This is a genomic window from Deltaproteobacteria bacterium, assembly GCA_022340465.1.
Classification (GTDB): Bacteria; Desulfobacterota; Desulfobacteria; order Desulfobacterales; family B30-G6; genus JAJDNW01.
In genome coordinates this window covers 1-20,141 of the sequence record JAJDNW010000060.1, presented here as the reverse complement: position 1 = coordinate 20,141, position 20,141 = coordinate 1, and the positions used below count along the sequence as shown (strand labels likewise).

Here is a 20,141-nt window from a genome sequence, read left to right as displayed (position 1 = left end):
CAATTTGTTTAGAATTTCGATATTGGAATTTAGGATTTACCTGTTTCAACGGTATCCAGACAACCCCCTTCCAGAGTGAAACCAGCACCGGGTCCTGCGAGCCCGGTCATCTACTCGTCAGGAGGGTATGTTCCCATCCCGTGGTTGCGCAAAAAATTTTCAAGCCTGGACAGCTGCTCGAATGTGAGCCCCACGAACTGGATGCCCTGCTTTTTTCGGGGGATGGGGCTGAACGACGCGTCTTCGTCGGTTTTTTCATCACGCACCGGTTTGAATCTGATTCTGTCAAGGTAAAACTTTTCACCCGCCGAGAGAATATCCAGCATCAGCTGTGTCTGGCACGCATCGTCACATTCGATACAGTCAAACGAGAGGCCGCCCTGGCTTATATCGACAATCTCCCCAACCATAGCGGGTTTGGTATTGTAGACGGCGCATGCTATCTCCCCCATGCTCATCGTGTTGATGTGGTCGATGCGGGACCGGCTCGACCGCAGCACGGCGAATGTTTTTTCCCTGGCGGCAAAGCGTTTGTGCATTCTACGCTCGATCTTTTTTCTGTCGGCATGCATGGTGTTTCCCTCCCCGGATCGATGGAGAAAAGGAAAATGGATTTTATGGTCGGCGGTGGCATGCGGCGGGGAATTCAGCACAGCGTCAGTCGGGGAGCCAGAATGTTCAGATGGCAGAACGCCAACCGATTACACACGACCTAAGATGAGCGGCAACCCCGCCTGTGGCGGGACAGGCTCTCGACAATCGCTCAACTCAGGTGTTCTAAAATAAGCATTTAAAGGGGTGGTGTCAAGCGCTTAAACCGCTTGCGGACGATCGGAAAGCGGAAACGCGTTTACTAGCCTATTGCATAAAGCCCACGATTATGTAGCGCGGGTTTCAACCCTGCCGAACGCCGGCCTTTCACTTCTTCTATATTCTGATTTCTTGGTTTCCATAAGGCCCTTCGGCCCCTGGACCCCTTGAATCCTCTTTGATCTACTGGGCAGCAATCACCGCAACCGATTCTATCGTCACCGTTTCCACGGGCACGTCCCGCCTTCCGGCGCGCAGGGTCGTGGGGGTACTCTCGATCTTGTCTACGATTTCCATCCCCGAGACGACCCGGCCGAACACGCAATACCCCCAGCCCTGAGTCGTTTTCGATGTGAAATCCAGGTTTTTGTTGTCGGCCGTGTTGATGAAAAATTGGGCGGTGGCCGAGTGGGGGTTCATGGTTCTCGCCATGGCGATGGATCCGCGGGTGTTTTTCAACCCGTTGTCGGCCTCGTTTTCGATGGGCTGACCGGTCTTTTTTCGCTGCATATCCTTTGTCAAACCGCCGCCTTGAATCATAAACCCCTTGATGACACGGTGGAAGATGGTTTCGTCATAAAAGCCTGTTTCGGCGTAATTTATAAAATTCTCAACGGTTTTTGGGGCGGCCTGACGATCGAGCTCGATGATGATCGGGCCCAGACTGGTCTGCATACTGACCCTGGGGTTGACGGTTCCGGCGGAGAGGTTGCCGGCGCACAACAGCATAACGACAAACAAAATGATGAACCATCGGCATTTCATATCGATATCCTCACGCTCCCACGTCCCACTCGAAGAATGGGAGAAGATCCCCCGCCTACAGGCGAGACAGTTGACGAGATTTCCTGGACTGACGGGCAGCATGCCACTGCCAAGCCTGTTGTGCAAGCCTTTTATGACCGTATGCATCGGTATTTATCAAGCGCCTGCCTTGCGGCCTCGATATTTTTCCTGAGCCGCCCGCTTCGATGGGCGGCCTGGTATAGGGCCATTTTCTGCCTGTCTTTTCGTTATTCGGCAACCGGTCGAAAACCGTGAGACGTAAGACGTTAACCGTGTTGCGCGTTTCACATTTTATGTTTTAACCGCCTGTTTTGGGTGGAATTCCGGATAAATGTGTGTTAAACAATCAGTTTGATTACATGAATATGGTTTCTGTAAGTGCGGCGATACAGGCATTAGGGAGTCCTGCCCTGAAATTTGAAACGCTCGACTTAGGGGCGTGAACGTGGAGATAATGTTGTTAACTTGAAAGGAGTAACCGATGAAAATAATGGTGTGCTATGATGGATCGAGATCCTCGCGTGAGGCGATCCGACTGGGAAGGGAACATGCCAAGTCCTTTAACGGAAGCCTCATTCTCGTAACCTCGATGATCAAGGGGACCGAATCCGAGAAGGAGGATATCGAGAGGGCGGAATTGGACCTGGAGTTTGAGAAAAAGGCATGCGTAGACGATGGCCTGGACTGCGATACCCATCTGCTGATCCGCGGGCTTTCTTCAGGGGAAGACCTGGTCAATTTTGCCGAAGAGGAGATGGTGGATGAAATCATCATCGGTATCAAGCGGCGGTCCAAGGTCGAAAAGATTGTTTTCGGTTCCACGGCGCAGTACGTGATTTTAAAGGCACACTGCCCCGTGGTTACGGTGAAGTAAGTCCGAAAGGTGAGAAAATCAGCCGCTTACCTTCTAACCTTCTGATTTTCTCTGTTTCTTTTCATTTATTAACAATCCAATTCTGATGGACGGCCATATGAGGAAAAAGAGTCTATTAAGCCTGGTTGCCGAGCGGGTCGTCATTTTCGACGGGGCCATGGGAACCATGCTGCTGGAATCGGGGCTGCCCGCCGGCGGCACACCGGAGTTGTGGAATCTGGAGCGACCGGATATCGTCGAAGACATTCACCGCCGATACTTTGCAGCCGGATCGGATGTCGTTCAAACCAACACCTTTGGCGGAACCGCGTTGAAACTGGCAGACAAGGGATCGGGGGACAAAGCCGAAGCCGTGAATGCGGCCGCCGTAAAAATTGCTAAAAGGGCCTGCCCTGAAGGGTGCTTCGTCGCCGGTGACATCGGACCTACCGGCAGGATGCTGCCACCTGTCGGAACTGCTACTGTGGAGGAACTGGAAGAAACCTTTTTCCATCAGGCAGCCGTGCTGCTGAAAAACGGCGCCGACCTCATCAGCATAGAGACCATGTTTTCACTGGAAGAGTCCCTGGCCGCCGTAAGGGCGGCAAAACGGGCAGGCAGCTGCCCCGTCATTGCCGCGGTTACCTACAACAAAACACCAAACGGCTATTTCACCATGATGGGCGAAGGTGTCGGGCAGTGTGTACAGGCTTTCGAGGATAGCGGCGCCGACGTCATTGCCAGCAATTGCACATTGGGAAGCCGGGACATGTTGGAACTGGTCGTGGAAATGAAGAGCACCACTGAAAAACCGATACTGATACAACCCAATGCCGGCAAACCGATAGCCGACGATGGTGGACCGACGCGCTACGAACAGACCGCCCAGGAGTTCGCGGAGGATGTCAGGCGACTGGTGGATGCCGGGGCGGACATGGTCGGCGGGTGTTGCGGAACCAATGCCAGCTTCATTCGGGAAATGGTCAGGCAAATCAGGTCTTGAACGGCTATTGATGTTTCATACGGGGAATGCGGGAAAATTCCTATTCTAACGGCGAAGATTTCCGTTTGACAATGTGTTGAAAAAAAGTTCGTGGTTGACTTAAATTAGCTAGGAGGTAGAAGGATGAAAAAAACAACTTTGGTGGGAATCTGTTTGTTGCTTGCAGGGTTGCTCTTCTGTTCTGGCGCCTGGGCCGAAATGATACGCATCGGCGAGGCGCAGATTGTTTCTCATCCGGCCCTGGACAACGACTCCAAAGGGTTCAAGGTAGCTTTGGAGGAAGAGGGCTTTGTCGAAGGAAAAAACGTGGTTTTCGACCGGCAGAACGCCCAGGGGGACCAGTCCAACTGCGCCATTATCGCGCGCAAGTTCGAGGATGACCGGGTCGATCTGATTCATGCTATCAGTACGCCGAACGCCCAGGCGTCCGTTAAGATTTCCAAGACCATTCCCATTGTCTTTTCCTCGGTAACGGCCCCCGTGGACACCGGCATCGTACCCAAAATGGGCAAGACCGGAACCCACGTTACCGGTGTGAGCGACAGATGGCCCATCGAGCTTCAGTGCCGCATGTACCAGGATCTGGTACCCCACGCCAAACGCTGGGGCACCATCTACAACCCCGGTGACGTGAATGTGACTTTCCATATCAAAGAGATGAAGAAGGCGGTGGAGGCGATGGGCGACACGCTCATCGAGGCGCATGTATCCGGCAGTTCGGAGGTGATGCAGGCTGCCCAGAGTCTGGTCGGGCGTGTGGACGCTATCCACATAACCTCGGACAATACCGCTGTTTCGGCCTTCGAATCCATCGTCAAGGTCTGTAACGAAAACAAGATCCCCTTGTTTGCAGGCGACAGGGACAGCTGCCCCAGAGGGGCCGTGGCCGCCTATGGGCTGGACTACTTCAAGATTGGATACACAGCCGGCAAGAAGGCCGCCAGAATCCTGAAAGGGGAAGACCCGGGTGAGGTCGAGGCCGGGCTCGCCGAAGGCTACAGCTTGTGGGTGAGCCTCCAGCATGCCAAGGCGCAGGGCCTCGCGCTTCCCACGACGCTGGTCGAAAAAGCGGCCGACAAGCTGTGGGATGAGCAGGGGAATGTCATTAAAGGCAGATAACCCCACCTTGCAACGCCGGAACAGGCCAACGAAGATTTAAATTACGACAGGGAGTGCATTCCCCACGGCTTGCCGCTGGGCGTGTACAATATTTTCATCACGAAATCACGAAAAGGTGAAATCGCGAAAAGATGCCATGATTTCGTGACGTTCACATTTCGTGTTTTCGTGATTGTTTTTTATCGTTGAAATTTGACATGCACTGATTCAGGCATCCCAATGCCTGTGATTGTGCCATGGACATGACGGGATAGTATAGTCAGATGTTTATAGAGAGTATGTTGCGGATCGTTCCGGGTTCCCTTGAGCAGGGACTGGCATACGCGTTGGTGGCTTTAGGTATCGTCATCAGCTTCCGAATTCTGTCTTTTCCGGACCTCACGGTTGACGGCAGCTTCGCACTGGGCGGGGCCGTGGTGGCCCGCCTGATAACCGAGGGGGTTTCACCGGGGTTGAGCGTGCTGACGGCTGTCGTCAGCGGATTTGTCGCCGGGTGTCTGACCGGACTGTTGAACACCAGGCTGAAGATAAACAGCCTTCTGGCGGGTATTTTGATCATGACGATGCTCTATTCGATCAATCTGAGGATCATGGGACGGTCCAACATTCAACTGCTGACGGTCGACACCCTGATGACGCCGCTGGAGAACCTGGACATGAACCGGTTCATTCCCATCATCCTGTTTTTTCTGGTGGTTACGGCCGTGGTCAAGTTGGGTGCCGATCTCTTCCTGCACACTCAGATCGGATTCGCCATGCGGGCAACGGGCGACAATGAACAGATGATCAGAACGCTGGGCGTGAACACGGACAGCATGACCGTCCTCGGACTGGGCCTCTCCAATGCGCTTGTGGCCCTTTCCGGTGCGCTTGTGGCACAGGATCAGGGGTTTGCGGATGTGGGCATGGGCATCGGCATGATCGTAGCCGGACTTGCAGCCATTATCATCGGAGAGACGCTTGTCGGCACCAGGACCATCCAGCGCATGACACTCGCCGCCGTTGTCGGCTCGATTCTCTACAAAGCGATCATATCCATAGGGCTGCGACTGGGGCTGGCGCCCACGGACCTGAAGATGGCCACCGGTGTCATGGTGATCCTGGCTTTGGGTATCCCGGCCCTGAAAAAGGAAAAAGAGGGGAAACTGCATTTAAGAGGCGTGTGAGTCGAGGCCGAAGGCTGAAAGGTGCGGGTTCGATGCTCACGCCCGCCGCCCACTGCTGCCATCGACTTTCGGCCTAAGAGACGTTGCCGCCAAAGCGGTTGGGTGAACCATTTACTTCGAAACGCCCAACGCGGGAGAAAAGAGAAGCGCCTGTCGTTTATGCGGGTTATCTGTATCGGACATGCTGAGAATCGAGAACCTCAAAAAGACATTCAACCTGGGCACCATGGACCAGAAGGTGGCCATAGACGGTATCACCCTGCGGATTGAAAAGGGCGATTTCGTGACGGTCATTGGCAGCAACGGTGCGGGCAAAACGACATTGTTGAACCTCATATCCGGCACCTATGCATCGGATCAGGGACGAATCCGCGTCGACGGCATCGATGTGACCCGTCTTCCCGAGCACAAACGGGCCAAATACCTCGGCAGAATTTTTCAGGATCCGTTGATGGGTACGGCGGCTTCCATGACCATCGAGGAAAACCTGGGGATGGCTGACCTGAGGGGGATGACCAGAACGCTGCGGTGGGGGGTGACCAAAGTGAGACGCGAGCATTACCGGGTTCTCCTCGGGAAGATGGGACTCGGCATGGAAAAGCGTCTCAGACAATCGGTCAGCCTTCTTTCCGGCGGACAGCGTCAATCGCTGACCCTGATCATGGTGACCCTAACGCTGCCGAAACTGCTGCTTCTGGATGAACACACGGCCGCTTTGGACCCGAAGACCGCCAGACGGGTTATGGATCTGACGCAGAAAATCATTTCGGAAAATCAACTCACCGCCATGATGGTTACGCACAACATGGAGCAGGCCATCCGGTTTGGCAACCGGCTCATCATGCTGCACGAGGGGAAAATTCAGCTTGACATCTCAGGCGAGGAGAAAAAGTCGTTTACCGTTCAGGAAGCCGTGCAGCGCTTCGGTGCCACCCTCAAAGATGAGTCTCTCCTGGCGTGACACCCATGAGCGCTGATCAAAACATCCTCGGCACCATCAAGGCACATCGCACCCTTTTTATCATCGTGATGGTGGCCTTGTTCCTGATTGAACTCGAAATTTTTGCCATCGCGGCCATGCGTGCCGGCCGCAAACCCGTCTTGCAGATAGCGGACCAGTCGGGGAAGGTGGTGTTGGTTCTGGAGGGCGGCACCCTTTCGCAGGTCGACAGGCAATCCTTCGAAAAAACCTTTGGCCCTCTGGAGCAGTATCGGGTGCGAATGTACAACGACCGCAAGCCCTTTCCATTCCGGGCGTGGTTTGCAGCCGCCTTTGGCATGCCAATTGGACTGGTCCTGCTTTTTGCGTTCATCGTGAGGGCGTGGTCGGCGCTTTTCGCCGCACCCCGTCGGCCTGTGGAGCGAGGAACCGAAAACGGCGCCGCACCCTTGTCTGGATTCGAGCGCATGCTCACGGCGATAAGCCGCTTCAACATATTTGTTCTGGGCGCATTGATCCTGTTGGCGGCTGCGGCATACTGGGTGCTGCCGAACGCTTTTCTTTCAGCCGGGAAAGCCGGCTTGCGAATCATCGTCACATACAAATGGGCGGCCCTCGGGTTGGCCATGACCCTGGTCGGCATGCTTCTTTTGATCATTTTCCTGCGCTATCTGCTGGCAAAAAAAAGCCTCGAAAGCAGGGTAGAGGTGGAAAAATTCCGCCTGCGGCTCGAATATGAGCACCGCGATGTGCCGCGGCTCGACTACAACGACCTCCCCCCTCAGGACACCACGGCGTGTAAATGTGAGGCGTTAGACGTGAAACGTGAGACGTGAAACGCCGTGAATCGTGAAATGTAAGATGTGAAACGTAAAACGTATGGCGCAAGGCCCAAGGCGCAAGGCGATTTCAAAGCATCATGCGTTGAGCGGTCTGCACCTTGAGCCCTGAGCCGTATTCCGTGAACTGTGAGACTTCCGACTTCTGTTCCCCGACCTTCACCCTAAGTCCCGACCTCCGACCTCCGAATACGCCAACACCCCAATATTCCAGTATTCCGGAATAGTTGGTTGTGGCCAAGCCCAATGCCTCTGACGTTGCCCAACTGGTTAGCTTTTAAATGATCGAATAAAGATTGTTAATTTTAATATATCATTAAAAATTTTAATGCTAAAATTTAATATTAAAATCAAAAATATTAAATAAAAACTTATAATACTTGACATATATAAAAATATATGATTAAAGGATTCAAACTATCAATATAGGAGATATATCATGAAACTATTAAATGAAAACTTTAATTATGATGTTGATTGTAAATCCTTTATTGATGAACTTGACAGTTTTGATGAATTTGATATAGAGTACATAAGCCGTGATTTTGATGGAAATAAATTTATTTATAAAATTGCGAAAGATATTGACAGAACATTTGAATCAATATCTTAGTTGACTTTCATCGGCGGTCGCTCGGCGTCAGAGCTGGACACAAGGCTCTATGAGGAGGGTCGTTTTTTTTGCTGTGGAGGGTGAATGGCGACTAAAATTTCAGATAAGGCACTGTTGAAGATAATCAAGGAGTATATGAACGCAGACAGGATCTGCGAGAAGACCGACATCACGCTGAAAACGCTGCAGACTCGGGTCGCCAAGCTGACGTATACCAACAGACTCGAGAACCCGTCGGCAATCAAAGGACTGTACAAACCCCACCCGAAGATCGTCAGATTCAGTCAAAATTCGATCATTATCCCGAAAACGCGTATCGAAGATTCAATTTTTCACCCCGGCGATCAGTTCGAAATCACCTTTGACAAAAAAAGGATCGTTTTAAATAAAATCGATCGCCAGCAGGCGTAAGCGTCCGCCGTTTTCAGAAAGTTGTCCTCAGCAACTGCACAAAAGCATCCACGTCTTCTGCCTGGGTATCAAAGGAGGTCATCCATCTCACTTCTGACGTGCTTGCGTCCCATACATAGAAAAAAAATGCATCCTGCAATGCCGGTATGTGCTTTTCCGGAACCACGGCGAAAACCCCGTTTGTTTCCACTTTCTGGGTTACGCTTACCACGGGAATGCCATCGATCCCTCGCTTCAGACGCTGCGCCAATGCGTTGGCGTGTCCTGCGTTGCGTTCCCAGAGCCCGTTGGAAAGATAAGCATCGAACTGCGCGGAAATAAAACGCATTTTTGAATTCAGCTGCATGCCCTGTTTGCGGATATATTTGAAGTTTTCGGCGAGCTTGGGATTGAAAAAAACAATGGCCTCACCGAACATCATACCGTTTTTCGTACCGCCGAACGACAGCACGTCGATGCCTAAATCACCGGTCACGGCTTTTAAATCGGCATTCAGCGCCACGGCGGCATTTGCGATTCTGGCGCCGTCCATGTGCACGATCAGACCGTGTTTCCCGGCGAGATCGACAACGGCCCTGATTTCATCCGGGGTGTAAAGCGTGCCGAGTTCCGTGGGTTGGGTGATGGAAATCACCCCGGGCTGGGCGTGGTGTTCAAAATCGAACCCGTGCAGGTGTTTTTCGATGTCGGGCGGGCGCAATTTTCCATCACGTGTCGCTACGGGCAGCAGCTTGCAGCCACAGAATTTTTCTGGCGCGGCGCACTCGTCCACGTTGATGTGAGCCGTTTCGGCGCATATGACACTGTTGAACGATCGCGTTGCCGATTTCAGGCCGAGAACGTTGGCGGCGGTCCCATTGTAGACGAAATATACCTCGATATTCCGGCCGAATGTCGCTTTGAACCGCCGCAGGGCGGTTTTGGTATATGGGTCGTCTCCATAGGCGATGGCATGCCCCTGGTTGGCCCTTGCAATGGCTTCCATGATTTCGGGGTGCACGCCTGAATTGTTGTCGCTGGCAAATCCCCTGAAGGCGTTGTTCGTCATCGGCGTTTCTCCTTATGCTGTAGAAAGGGAAACCGAAGATTGGCTTGAAAACAGATGCGTGTCAATAATTTTTCCTTGACAGATTTGCCACCTTCATTAAAATGCTTGATTCTATTTCCATAGCGAAAAGAAATTTTCCTTGCACCGGCGGCAAACCCGAAAATCGCTCAATTCAAGCTGCCAGAATAAGGACTGACCAGAGTTCCGGCATGCTGATGCATGCCGTTATCGGATGAGGATCGATACACCTATCAACGGGAGATGGATATGATCCATATAGAAAACTTGTCCAAAAATTACAAGGAGCTGCAGGCTGTCGACCAGATCAGTTTCGACATTAAAAAGGGGGAGATACTGGGGCTTCTCGGACCGAATGGGGCGGGCAAAACCACCACACTGAGAATGCTGACCTGTTTTTTAAAACCCACCTCCGGGACCGTACGGGTCAAGAATTTGAACATCGAAAGCGATGCCCTGGCCATCAAGAAACTGATGGGTTACCTGCCGGAATCGGCACCCCTTTACAAGGACATGCTCGTGTACGACTACCTTGTGTACATCGCCGGCATCCGGGGGGTCGACCCGCATGATCGGATATCCCACATTCGGGAACTGGCCGGCCTGTGCGGTCTGAGCGGCGTCATGCACAAGCCCATCGACGAGCTTTCCAAAGGCTACAAACAGCGCGTCGGTCTGGCCCATGCCATGATGAACGATCCGGAAATTCTGGTCCTCGACGAACCGACATCGGGGCTCGACCCCAATCAGATCGTTGAAATTCGCGAAATCATCCGGCAGATCGGCAAGCAGAAAACCATCATTCTTTCCACCCATATTCTCAGCGAAGCCGAGGCGACCTGCGACCGCATCGTCATTATCAACCGCGGCAAGATCGTGGCGGACGGGAGCACGGAAAGTCTCAAACAGGAAGAAGGTCGCGAGACCATTCTGAAGATTGCCCTGGAAGGCGCACAAAAGGACACCGTCGAGCAGCAGTTAGGGGGCGTCGAGGGGGTCGGGCGGGTGGAGGTCGTGAGTGCCGTCAACGGAGATGTCGAAGTCAAGCTGGTGTGTACGGGAGGTCTCGAAACGCGCCACAGGGTGTATGCCCACATCAAACAGACGGATTGGCTGCTGAACGAATTCGTTCTGGAAAAGCAGAGCCTGGAAAACATCTTCCGAAATCTAACCCAGGAGAAATAACATGAAACAGGCTGCGCATATATTTAGAAAGGAATTCGGCGCTTACTTTATTTCGCCGATCGCCTACATCGTCATCGCCATATTTCTGGTGGTGATCGGTTGGTTTTTCTTTAGCACTTTTTTTCTTTACAGCCAGGCCAGCTTGAGAAATTTCTTTTCTCTGCTGCCGATCATCTTTTCCTTCATAATCCCCGCCGTAACCATGCGGCTTTTCTCGGAGGAGCTGAATGTCGGCTCCTACGAGCTTTTGCTCACCATGCCGGTGACGTTTCAGGACGTCATCCTGGGCAAATTCCTGGCGTGCATCGCTTTTATCGCCGCCATGCTGGTGCCGACGGCGGCCTATCCCATTCTGGTGTCCGTCATGGGTGAGTTGGACTGGGGGCCGGTTGTCGGGGGCTATCTCGGCGCCATTCTTCTCGGAGGCGCTTTTGCGGCCGTGGGGCTGTTCGCCTCTTCCCTGACGCGCAATCAGATCATCGCGTTCATTGTGGCTACCGCCATCTGCTTCAGCCTCACGTTGGTAGACAAAATGCTTTTTTTCCTTCCCAAAAATTTGTTGGGCGTTCTTGCCTACCTGGGAGCCGGATATCATTTTCAGAATATTGCCAAAGGGATCATCGACTCCAGAGACATTCTTTATTTTGCCAGTGTCGTTTTCGTGAGCCTTTACGGGGCAAACATATCCATGCAGGAGAAGTATTAAGGAGAAAACCATGAATGGTGCCCATTCATCGAATCGCTATATCAAATTCATCATCTATCTGGTCGTGGTCGTCCTGGTCAACATGGCCGGAATCACCCTGTTTTTCAGAATCGACCTGACCCGGAACAAGCTGTATTCCATTTCCGACATCAGCCGCCATGTGGTCGCGACCCTTTCCGAGCCGCTGACCATCAATGTATTCTTCAGCAAAAACCTGCCGGCCCCCCACAACAATACGGAGCGCTACCTGCACGACCTGCTCGAGGAATACGCCCACTATGGCAACCGCTATTTCAACTACCGCTTTTACGACGTCAGCACCGCATCGGGGGACACGAGCCCCGATGCCAAGCAGAATCAAGAGCTTGCAAGGAATTACGGGGTTTTCCCGGTGCAGATCCAGGCCGTCGAAAAGGATGAGGTCAAATTTCAAAAGGCATACATGGGGCTGGTGCTGATTCACGGTGACATGATCGAGCGCATTCCCACCATCACCGATACAGACGGCCTCGAATACAAGCTGACCACCGCCATTCAGAAGCTGAACAACAAAGTGAGCGCCCTGCTGAACCTGAAGGAAAAGATCGAGATACGTCTCATTCTTTCTTCATCTTTGGAAAAAGTGGCGCCCCTGATGAATATAGAAAACCTGCAGACAATCCCGGAAAAGGTGAAGGCGGCGGTGGACAGCCTGAACGACAAGGCCTACGGGAAGCTTTCCTACACCTTCATCGATCCTACCCGCGATCCTGCAAGCGACGCCATGCTCGAGGAAAACAAGATCATGACGCTGCGGTGGCCCGCGATGGCCGATAAAAACATAAGCGCCGGTTCGGGATCCATAGGCCTGCTGATGCAGTACGGCGGTAAAACCGTATCCATACCGCTCTTGCAGGTCATCCGCATTCCCATTCTCGGAACACAGTACGAGCTGACGGACATGGCGCGTATCGGCGAGATCATAGACGGCAACATCGATGCCCTCATCGACATTAACGAGGACGTCGGCGTCCTCGCCGATTTCGGCAGCGTGCCCGTTTCTCCCGCTCCGCCGCCGAACATGGGCATGCCCCAGAATCCTGACAGCGCCACCAATTTTTACAGCCTGCTTTCTCAGAACTACACTGTCCGGAATGTCGACCTCAAGGACGGTCCCATTCCGGACAACCTCAACTGCCTGATCATTCCCGGTCCCAAACTGAAAATCACCGATTACGACCTTTTTCAGATCGACCAGTTCCTGATGAAGGGCAAGAATCTGGCTATTTTTCTGGACGCCTTCAATGAGGTGGACCCCCGGAGTCAGCAGGGGCTGAACATGATGAATCAGCAGGGCCCCGTTTTTCTGCCCGTTGACAGCGGCCTGGAGAAGCTGTTGGCGCATTATGGCGTGCGCATAAGCCCCTCCTACGTGATGGACGAAAATTGCTTCAAGCAGAAGCTGCCGCCCCAGTACGGCGGCGGGGAGCAGGAGATATACTTCGCCCCTATGATCAAAAACAGGAACATCTCCAGCGATCTGAAATTCATGCGGTCCATCAAGGGCCTGGTGGCCCTCAAAGCCTCCCCGTTGACGCTCGTAGACGACCGGCTCAAGGAAACCGGCGTCAAGGCGACCCGCCTGCTGGCGACATCGGAAAAATCCTGGGAGATGAAGGGCCGCATCAACCTGAACCCCATGTTCATCCAACCGCCGCCATCGGATGACGACCTGCAGCAGTTTTCCATCGCCTACCTGCTCGAAGGGGGCTTCAGCAGCTATTTCGACGGAAAGCCGATACCGGAAAAACAGGGGGAAGCACCGGATAAAAATGAAAAGGGCCAGAAACAAGACGCAGCCCAGGGGAAGGCGGAAAAGGAGCAGGCTCCGCACACGGACGCCAGGATAAAAGGCAGCCGGGAATTCATTGCCGAGGGCAAACCCGGGAAAATTTTGCTGATCAGCTCCACGGAAATGATCAAGGACAACATCCTGGACAAAGAAGGCCGCAGCCCCAACGATATGCTGGTCATGAACCTGATAGACTACCTGAACGACCGGGAGGGAGTCGCCGTCATGCGCAGCAAAGAGCAGCGCTTCAACCCGCTGAACGACGTGACCGTCTGGATGCGGACCTTTGTCAAATCGTTCAGCATCGTCGGACTGCCTGTACTGGTAGTCGTATTCGGCCTGCTTGTTCTTTTTCGACGCCAGGCCCGTAAACGCCGCATTCAGGCCATGTTCAAATAAGAATAATTTTTCATGCCTGTTATATGACACGCTTGTATTGAAAATGACGGCATGGCGACATGCTGTCGCAATGCATTGAACGACGGGTATGAAAAATTATGAAACGCGGCTGCGCCGCAATAGTAAATACGATTGCTTTCATAAATAACTGAGCCATCGGGGTGTTTTTCCCGTCATCCCCGCGCGGGCGGGGATCCAGGGCACTCAGCGAATCGCTTTCTGGATGGATAGCGCGAAAGCTTCGCTGTGTGTCCCACCTGCGCGGGAATGGCGAGGGTTTTAAGCTCTATAACTTCTCGGCTCCTGAAATAGATTAAAGGAAAAGAATATATGAAGGTGAAGAAAGAGTACATCATTCTGCTCATTGTCATCGTTGCCCTGGGTGCCTATCTGGCATTGCGCAGCCGGGACAGAAAGCTCTACGAACTGCCTGACATCGCGCCCGTGGATACCAAGCAAATAACCCGCCTGGAAGTGGCCAAGGGAGGCAAAACCGTCGAATTCGAAAAGGCCGGGAGCGATTGGCGGATACTTCCGCAGAACTATCCGGCAGACCCCCAGAAGATCAAGGAGATGCTGGCCGTAGCGGAAAATCTCACGCTTAGCGAGTTGATTTCGGAATCCAAGAATTACGAGCGCTACGGCCTCGATGAAAAGGAGGGGATTGTATTCAAGTGCTGGTGCAAAAAGGAACCTTGCTTCCAACTCACCATTGGAAAAACAGCTGGTTCCTATCATCACACCTTTGTAAAGCTGCCCGGTGACGACGACGTGTACAATGCCGAAGGCAATTTCCGGGACAAATTCGATCAAAAAGCGGGCGAATTCCGCGAAAAAACAGTGCTTGCCTTCGACAAGCAGGCAGTCGGAGAAATTGAAATCCGTGCGGACGGGTTCAGCGAAACCTTCAAAAAGGTCCAAGCCAAGACCGCCGGCAAAGATGCCGCCAAAGATCAGGACGATGACCGGAAAAGCGGAGGCGGCGTGGAAAAGTGGATCGGTTCCGACGGCATCCAGGCCGAAACCGACAAGATGTCGAGCCTGATTTCGACGCTTTCAGACCTCAAATGCGAATCGTTTCTGGAAGGCAAAACCAAGGATGACTTGACCGAACCCGTTTACACCCTTGTTATCAAAGGCGCTAAATCCTACACCCTGAATTTGTTTGCGGAAGTGAAGATAGGCGATGAAACGTTTGTCCCGGGCGTTTCTTCGGAAAACGATTACCCCTTTCTGCTCACCAAGTGGCGTTCTGACAGCATCATGAAAAAGCCGGGGGAGTTGAAGCAGAAGCCGGCTCAGGCCGAGTGACCTCAATGGTTGCAACGGCGGGGAAATGTCAAGTGCCGATGGACATGACTGCACGTGTTTGCTGCGAGGTGACGCCGTGGATGGGTATCGTGAAGGACGGCTCGGCGAGGTGTGCCGCCTGCTGAGGCGGGGTGCAATGAAGTCCGCCCACGGAGCGATCTCATCGCCCTTTGGGGTACGAGTGACGCGTTCGGGCGTTGCCGTTTTTAACAGGCGGCGGCATTGATCAAAACCGCTTTTCCGGGACGACGGGTTCACAGGTGATATGCCGCCGACCGGAAAGGTGTTGGCGTAGATACCCGGACCCGTAGGACCCGGCACACTGGTTTCACCCCGGAAGGATGTTGTAATGCATAAACGTACAGACAGTGGGGAAACCGTTTCCACCACCCATGCGAAACGCGAGGTCTACCGGGGTCGGCAGTTCGCCTTTACCGTCGAGCAGGTAACGCACCCCAACGGCGTTCGCACCGAGATGGGCATCGTGCGCCATCCGGGATCGACGGTCATCGTGCCGCTTTTCGGGGATGAGACGATCGGCATGCTGAGGCAGTACCGGCACGCCGTGAGGGCCTATGTCTACGAGACGCCGGCGGGAACCATGGAACCCGGTGAAGATCCGCTCGTGTGTGCGCACCGCGAACTGGAAGAGGAGACCGGCTACAGAGCCGGTGAGATGATTTGCCTGGGCAGGACGTTTTTGTTGCCGGCCTATTCGGACGAAGTGACCCACGTTTATCTGGCGCGGGATCTCACCAAAACCTCACAGGCCCTGGACTGCGACGAAATTATCGAAGTGCACAGGCTTCCCCTTGAAAAGGTGCTGGCGATGATTGCCGCCGGCGAGGTGATCGACGCCCTTTCCATTGTATCCATTTATCACGCCGTGAATTTTCGTTCTTCCGGGGGACGCGCAGGGTTGCATCCATCCCCGCCCGAAAGCCGTCTTTGAACGGTTGTCTATAAGGATCCCAGGGGCCGAGGGTAAGACCGTAGCGATCAGAGGCCGGGGAACAGACGTCAGAGGTTTCACAGTTCACGGAATACGGCTCAGGGCGAAGGGCTCAAGGTGCAGACCGCTCAACGCATGATGGGTTGAAATTGCCTTGGGCCTTGGGTCTTGCGCCATACGTTTTACGTTTCACACCGCACATTTCACCGTTTTCATTGCGACTCAACGCCCCCGGCGCGCCCCTGATACGCATCCGCCCATCGATGGACATCCCTGATGAAAGCCTGCAGATTCTTGGAAAGGTACTTGTTTCGGTGGTGAACCATGTAGAACTTGCGCGTGAAGGACTTGTCGGAGATGGGGATGGCGACGAGGGTTCCCATCCTGACCTCTTCGTGGGCCACCTTTCGTGACACCAGGGCGATGCCCGCGCCGTTTTCCACCGCCCGCTTGATGGCACGGTTGCTGGAAAGCTCCAGGGGAATCGAAACGGATATGCGGTGTTCCCTGACCAGTCGCTCGACCGCCTGATGAGGCACGGAGCCGATTTCATGCACCACCATGGATTGACCTTCCAGGTCGGCCGGTTCCAGGATCCTTTTTTTCGCAAACGGATGGTCCACAGGGGCGATGACGACAAAGCGGTCCGCAAGAATTTCGCAGATTCGAAGCTTCTCGTTTACAATGGAAAAAGAGATAAAGCCCAGATCGTTTTTAAGATTGGCGGTGTTGTCCGCAACCTGTTCGGTCGGCAGGATGTTGACCGATATGCGCAGACCCGGGTTTGCGAGGCTGAAGGGGTTGACATTGGAGGGCAGGTAGTAGGCCCCGAAACTCTCGCTGGCATCTATGCGTATGTGTCCTCTTTCATTGCGTTGGAAATCGCGCACACAGTCCTCGGCCAGCCTGTCCAGTTCGAATATTTTTTCCGCGATTTGGAACAGGGCCTCACCGGCATCGGTCAGGACCAGCTTTTTCCCGAGCCGGTTCAACAGCTGAACGTCGTAATGATCCTGAAGGCGCTGAATTCCCTTGGTGACTGCCGGTTGGGTGATGTTCAGCGTTTTCCCTGCCGCGCTGAGATTGCCGTGTTTGACAGCCAGGTAGAAGATTTTCAACTGATTGAGATTCATACGCACATTTACAATGGCTGCAGAGTCCTTGCAAGTGTTTTGCCGGTGGATCAGGTAGAAAATGCTTGACAAGTTTTGCCAAGGAATCAATATGATTGATCCGAAATTCGAGTTTCGAGAGAGGTGTTCGGAAGCCCATAACCCCACGATCCAGTCAGCGTGCACAGAAAAGGAGCCGTCACATGCGTTTTGCGAAACTGCTCAGCGATGGGGATGTCGATAAGATTCATGACGCATCCTGCGAGATCCTTGAAAAGGTGGGCATCCTCGTCCACAGCGAAAAGGCCCGATCCATCTTTACAAAGCATGGCTGCCGGGCGGAGGGTGCCGAAGGTCTGATTAAATTTCCCCGATCGGTGGTGGAAAACTACTACCGCCTGTTCGTGCCTACGTTTACCTTCAAAGGACGCGACCCGGACAATGACCGCACCATTCCCGATGACCGCCCGGTGGTGGTTACGGCATCCTCGGCGCCCAACGTGATCGATCCCGCCAGCGGCAGGGAGCGACGGGCAACGTCGGACGATATCGCCAACATCGCCCACCTGATCAACGAACTTTCCGGCTACGATATTTTTTCCATCTCCACCCTGGCCGACGACGCCCCCTCCGGCCAGTTCAGCCTGGCACGGTTTTATCCCGCCCTTAAAAACTGCACCAAGCCCATCCGTGGAAACACGCCCGACATGGAAGATCTGATGAAGGTTCTGGATCTGGGTAAAATTGTCGCCGGCGGTGAAGACGCCTATAGGGAGCGACCGATTATCACCCATCATTGCTGCCCGGTGATTTCGCCGTTGACCATGGACGTGGCCTCAACCGAAACGCTCATATACCTGGTTGAACAGGGACTCCCCATCTACGGCACCATCGTCCCCAATGCCGGTTTGACCGCCCCCATGTCGCTGGTGGGAAGCCTGACTCTCGGTAATGCCGAATTTCTGGGACTGGGTGTACTGACGCAGATGATTCGACCGGGAACACCGCTGATATACGCCGTCCTTTCGACGGTTGCCGATCTGCGCAACGGCAGCTACACACCCGGTGCCATCGAAACCGGTTTGATGCAGATGGCTCACAGCCAGATGGCACGCTTTTACGGCGTGCCGTCAGGCGGCTACATCGGTTTGACCAATGCGCACCTGAACGATGCCCAATCCGGATACGAAACCGGTATGAACACAACCGGCGCCGTACTGGCCGGAGCCGACATGCTCAACATGGGCGGTCTGCTGGACAGCCTCATGGCCTTCGACTACGGCAAGGCCGTCATCGACAACGAAATCGCATTGATGCTCAAGCGCATGACGGGTTTTCCAGGGGTCGACGAGAAAAGCCTGGCACTTTCCGTCATCACCGACGTCGGCCCGGGAGGCTCGTTCATGGAATCCGCTCACACCATGGCCAACATGCGGGAAACCGGTCTTTTAACCACCGTGGCCAACAGGGACATGCGCAGCACCTGGGAAGCGGAGGGCAGGCCCGATGCCGCTCATCAGGCACTGGCCCTGGCAAGAAACATCCTGGTGTCCGACAATTCTGCCGTTTTTTCCGATGACGTCGACCGGGAAATTCGGGCAAGGTTCGCAGATCTGGTGACCGGCGATGCAAAGGCGCTCGACTGATTTTGGCTAGGTTGAGTGATAACATCGAAGCCTTTTTCCGGGAGGGACTGCAGCGTTTTTCTTCGGCCATGCAAGGGGTTCCGGACAGGGTGCCCGTTTACGCCCAGATGCATGAATTCGCGTTGACACGGTTGCGTGTGCCGCCCAAATCTTTCTACTCGGACCCCGAACTTCTCGTAAAGGGGTCGCTTCAAGTGATGGCGGAATACGGCATCGACGTGCCGGTGCTGGACTACGACGTCTACAACATAGAGGCGGAAGCGCTGGGACAGCGCATCATATATCCCGACGAGGGCATGCCGGACGTGGACCGTACCCGGCCCCTGATCCGGGATAAAGGCGACCTGTGCAGAATAAGGAAACCCGATTTCGAAAAGGACGGACGGTTTCCCGCCGTGTTGGCCATGCATCGGATCTTCCGGCAGGTGACGGGTGGAATGGAGAGTACCCTGGGCTTTTGCGCGCCTTTCAGCCTGGCAGCCAACATACGGGGGCTGGAAGGGCTGCTGATGGACATCTACACGGACCCGGCATTTGCCCGGGAACTGTTCGAACGCTTGACAGACGACGTGTTGATTCCATGGGTTCAGCGTCTGCAGGCCGAATGCCCGACGGCCGATGTCAGCGGCAGCGATGCGTCGGCTTCTCTGCCGATTGTAAATCTGGAAATTCTTAGGGAGTGGATCCTGCCATACATCGTGAGGATCAGGGACGCATGCGGACTCACCGTTAACGTTCCCAACTGGGTCGGGGAGTCTTGCCTGAAGAATCCCGGAGAGATGCTGGATTTGAAGCTGTCCGCCTGCCCCGAATTTGTGGAGGGGCAGGACCCGGATGTCGAAAAGCTGGGTCCGGCATTTTACAAAGCGTATGCTGCTCGCAAGCGTGTTCCGCTGGTGTTGGGCATCGGCGCCGCTTTTCTGGCCCATGGCAGCCCTGCAGAGATCAGGAAACGCACGCGGCATTACGTGGAAGTCGGAGGCAGGAACGGCGGTTTCGCCCTGTACCTGTGCAACCTGGGGGCGACAACGCCGCCGCAAAACGTAGAGGCAGCCGTTCAGGCGGTGATGGATTACGGGACCTACGCGTAAATACCCGGGCTGCAAGGCCTGTCTCTGGTTTCACCCTGGAAAGATGTTGCTCGTTGCGTTTGTTGTGTTGATTGAGTTCGTTGAGTTCATTGTGTTCATTGAGTTCGTTGTGTTTGTTGAGTTCATTGAGTTCGTTGGGTTTGTTGAGTTCATTGAGTTTGTTGTGTTTGTTGTGTTCATTGAGTTTGTTGTGTTTGTTGTGTTCATTGAGTTTGTTGAGTTCATTGTGTTCATTGAGTTTGTTGTGTTTGTTGAGTTCATTGAGTTCGTTGAGTTTGTTGAGCAGCTCTCCAACTCAAGTA

The 20,141-nt window shown here is 53.8% G+C and carries 20 protein-coding genes; 16 read left to right on the top strand and 4 right to left on the bottom strand.

The window, feature by feature from the left end; all coding sequences use genetic code 11:
* Positions 1-110 precede the first annotated feature (110 nt).
* Together LJE94_09330 and LJE94_09325 are read right to left on the bottom strand one after the other, a co-directional pair.
* Positions 111-572: a hypothetical protein gene (locus LJE94_09330; GenBank protein ID MCG6910309.1), complete on the bottom strand. Its 462-nt coding sequence runs from the start codon at positions 570-572 to the stop codon at positions 111-113.
* Positions 573-993: 421 nt separating this feature from the next.
* Positions 994-1,539, bottom strand: coding sequence for a peptidyl-prolyl cis-trans isomerase (locus LJE94_09325; GenBank protein ID MCG6910308.1), 546 nt, complete (start codon positions 1,537-1,539; stop codon positions 994-996).
* 538 nt (positions 1,540-2,077) lie between these two features.
* Between LJE94_09325 and LJE94_09320 the strand changes: the two genes are divergently transcribed.
* The 8 genes from LJE94_09320 to LJE94_09285 all read left to right on the top strand — a co-directional run bounded on the left by LJE94_09320 (position 2,078) and on the right by LJE94_09285 (position 8,540).
* Positions 2,078-2,470, top strand: a complete 393-nt coding sequence (locus tag LJE94_09320) for a universal stress protein (GenBank protein ID MCG6910307.1) — start codon at positions 2,078-2,080, stop codon at positions 2,468-2,470.
* 97 nt (positions 2,471-2,567) lie between these two features.
* Positions 2,568-3,452 (top strand): homocysteine S-methyltransferase family protein, encoded by an 885-nt coding sequence (locus tag LJE94_09315; GenBank protein ID MCG6910306.1) that lies wholly within the window; start codon positions 2,568-2,570, stop codon positions 3,450-3,452.
* A 123-nt stretch (positions 3,453-3,575) separates the two neighbouring features.
* A complete protein-coding gene (locus LJE94_09310) occupies positions 3,576-4,571 on the top strand; it encodes an ABC transporter substrate-binding protein (GenBank protein MCG6910305.1) in 996 nt (331 codons plus the stop codon).
* Between the two features lie 263 nt (positions 4,572-4,834).
* Entirely contained in the window at positions 4,835-5,737 is a 903-nt protein-coding gene (locus LJE94_09305) for an ABC transporter permease (GenBank protein ID MCG6910304.1), read from the top strand.
* 181 nt (positions 5,738-5,918) lie between these two features.
* The gene (locus tag LJE94_09300) at positions 5,919-6,698 is read left to right on the top strand and encodes an ATP-binding cassette domain-containing protein (protein ID MCG6910303.1); all 780 of its coding nucleotides are present in this window, start codon (positions 5,919-5,921) and stop codon (positions 6,696-6,698) included.
* Between the two features lie 5 nt (positions 6,699-6,703).
* Entirely contained in the window at positions 6,704-7,513 is an 810-nt protein-coding gene (locus LJE94_09295) for a hypothetical protein (protein MCG6910302.1), read from the top strand.
* Positions 7,514-7,955: 442 nt separating this feature from the next.
* Positions 7,956-8,129, top strand: a complete 174-nt coding sequence (locus LJE94_09290; GenBank protein ID MCG6910301.1) for a hypothetical protein — start codon at positions 7,956-7,958, stop codon at positions 8,127-8,129.
* A gap of 84 nt (positions 8,130-8,213) precedes the next feature.
* On the top strand, positions 8,214-8,540 hold the full coding sequence (locus tag LJE94_09285; protein ID MCG6910300.1) for a hypothetical protein: 327 nt from the start codon (positions 8,214-8,216) through the stop codon (positions 8,538-8,540).
* Between the two features lie 13 nt (positions 8,541-8,553).
* Here the strand turns inward: LJE94_09285 and LJE94_09280 are convergent, their stop codons facing one another.
* On the bottom strand, positions 8,554-9,588 hold the full coding sequence (locus LJE94_09280; protein MCG6910299.1) for a low specificity L-threonine aldolase: 1,035 nt from the start codon (positions 9,586-9,588) through the stop codon (positions 8,554-8,556).
* A 267-nt stretch (positions 9,589-9,855) separates the two neighbouring features.
* Here LJE94_09280 and LJE94_09275 point away from each other — a divergent pair, with 267 nt between their 5' ends.
* From LJE94_09275 to LJE94_09255, 5 genes are all read left to right on the top strand, one after another.
* Positions 9,856-10,791 carry an ABC transporter ATP-binding protein gene (locus LJE94_09275; GenBank protein ID MCG6910298.1) on the top strand — a complete coding sequence of 312 codons (936 nt, stop codon included), beginning with the start codon at positions 9,856-9,858 and terminating at the stop codon, positions 10,789-10,791.
* 1 nt (position 10,792) lies between these two features.
* Entirely contained in the window at positions 10,793-11,497 is a 705-nt protein-coding gene (locus LJE94_09270) for an ABC-2 transporter permease (protein MCG6910297.1), read from the top strand.
* A 10-nt stretch (positions 11,498-11,507) separates the two neighbouring features.
* Positions 11,508-13,727, top strand: a complete 2,220-nt coding sequence (locus LJE94_09265; GenBank protein MCG6910296.1) for a Gldg family protein — start codon at positions 11,508-11,510, stop codon at positions 13,725-13,727.
* A 330-nt stretch (positions 13,728-14,057) separates the two neighbouring features.
* Entirely contained in the window at positions 14,058-15,038 is a 981-nt protein-coding gene (locus tag LJE94_09260) for a DUF4340 domain-containing protein (protein ID MCG6910295.1), read from the top strand.
* Positions 15,039-15,387: 349 nt separating this feature from the next.
* Positions 15,388-15,990: an NUDIX hydrolase gene (locus LJE94_09255; GenBank protein MCG6910294.1), complete on the top strand. Its 603-nt coding sequence runs from the start codon at positions 15,388-15,390 to the stop codon at positions 15,988-15,990.
* A gap of 212 nt (positions 15,991-16,202) precedes the next feature.
* On the opposite strand, the gene LJE94_09250 is transcribed toward LJE94_09255, so the two are convergent.
* Positions 16,203-17,123 (bottom strand): LysR family transcriptional regulator, encoded by a 921-nt coding sequence (locus LJE94_09250; protein ID MCG6910293.1) that lies wholly within the window; start codon positions 17,121-17,123, stop codon positions 16,203-16,205.
* Between the two features lie 95 nt (positions 17,124-17,218).
* Between LJE94_09250 and LJE94_09245 the strand changes: the two genes are divergently transcribed.
* The 3 genes from LJE94_09245 to LJE94_09235 all read left to right on the top strand — a co-directional run.
* The gene (locus LJE94_09245) at positions 17,219-18,748 is read left to right on the top strand and encodes a trimethylamine methyltransferase family protein (protein MCG6910292.1); all 1,530 of its coding nucleotides are present in this window, start codon (positions 17,219-17,221) and stop codon (positions 18,746-18,748) included.
* Positions 18,749-18,759: 11 nt separating this feature from the next.
* The gene (locus LJE94_09240; protein ID MCG6910291.1) at positions 18,760-19,839 is read left to right on the top strand and encodes a hypothetical protein; all 1,080 of its coding nucleotides are present in this window, start codon (positions 18,760-18,762) and stop codon (positions 19,837-19,839) included.
* Positions 19,840-19,882: 43 nt separating this feature from the next.
* Positions 19,883-20,141, top strand: a 259-nt coding sequence (locus LJE94_09235; protein MCG6910290.1) for a hypothetical protein, incomplete at its 3' end; no start/stop codon positions are given.

Excerpts from the sequence above, each read along its gene's own strand:
- LJE94_09330 (MCG6910309.1), bottom strand. The coding sequence starts at position 572 with ATGCATGCCGACAGAAAAAAGATCGAGCGTAGAATGCACAAACGCTTT.
- LJE94_09325 (MCG6910308.1), bottom strand. The coding sequence starts at position 1,539 with ATGCTGTTGTGCGCCGGCAACCTCTCCGCCGGAACCGTCAACCCCAGG.
- LJE94_09320 (MCG6910307.1), top strand. The coding sequence starts at position 2,078 with ATGAAAATAATGGTGTGCTATGATGGATCGAGATCCTCGCGTGAGGCG.
- LJE94_09315 (MCG6910306.1), top strand. The coding sequence starts at position 2,568 with ATGAGGAAAAAGAGTCTATTAAGCCTGGTTGCCGAGCGGGTCGTCATT.
- LJE94_09310 (MCG6910305.1), top strand. The coding sequence starts at position 3,576 with ATGAAAAAAACAACTTTGGTGGGAATCTGTTTGTTGCTTGCAGGGTTG.
- LJE94_09305 (MCG6910304.1), top strand. The coding sequence starts at position 4,835 with ATGTTTATAGAGAGTATGTTGCGGATCGTTCCGGGTTCCCTTGAGCAG.
- LJE94_09300 (MCG6910303.1), top strand. The coding sequence starts at position 5,919 with ATGCTGAGAATCGAGAACCTCAAAAAGACATTCAACCTGGGCACCATG.
- LJE94_09295 (MCG6910302.1), top strand. The coding sequence starts at position 6,704 with ATGAGCGCTGATCAAAACATCCTCGGCACCATCAAGGCACATCGCACC.
- LJE94_09290 (MCG6910301.1), top strand. The coding sequence starts at position 7,956 with ATGAAACTATTAAATGAAAACTTTAATTATGATGTTGATTGTAAATCC.
- LJE94_09285 (MCG6910300.1), top strand. The coding sequence starts at position 8,214 with ATGGCGACTAAAATTTCAGATAAGGCACTGTTGAAGATAATCAAGGAG.
- LJE94_09280 (MCG6910299.1), bottom strand. The coding sequence starts at position 9,588 with ATGACGAACAACGCCTTCAGGGGATTTGCCAGCGACAACAATTCAGGC.
- LJE94_09275 (MCG6910298.1), top strand. The coding sequence starts at position 9,856 with ATGATCCATATAGAAAACTTGTCCAAAAATTACAAGGAGCTGCAGGCT.
- LJE94_09270 (MCG6910297.1), top strand. The coding sequence starts at position 10,793 with ATGAAACAGGCTGCGCATATATTTAGAAAGGAATTCGGCGCTTACTTT.
- LJE94_09265 (MCG6910296.1), top strand. The coding sequence starts at position 11,508 with ATGAATGGTGCCCATTCATCGAATCGCTATATCAAATTCATCATCTAT.
- LJE94_09260 (MCG6910295.1), top strand. The coding sequence starts at position 14,058 with ATGAAGGTGAAGAAAGAGTACATCATTCTGCTCATTGTCATCGTTGCC.
- LJE94_09255 (MCG6910294.1), top strand. The coding sequence starts at position 15,388 with ATGCATAAACGTACAGACAGTGGGGAAACCGTTTCCACCACCCATGCG.
- LJE94_09250 (MCG6910293.1), bottom strand. The coding sequence starts at position 17,123 with ATGAATCTCAATCAGTTGAAAATCTTCTACCTGGCTGTCAAACACGGC.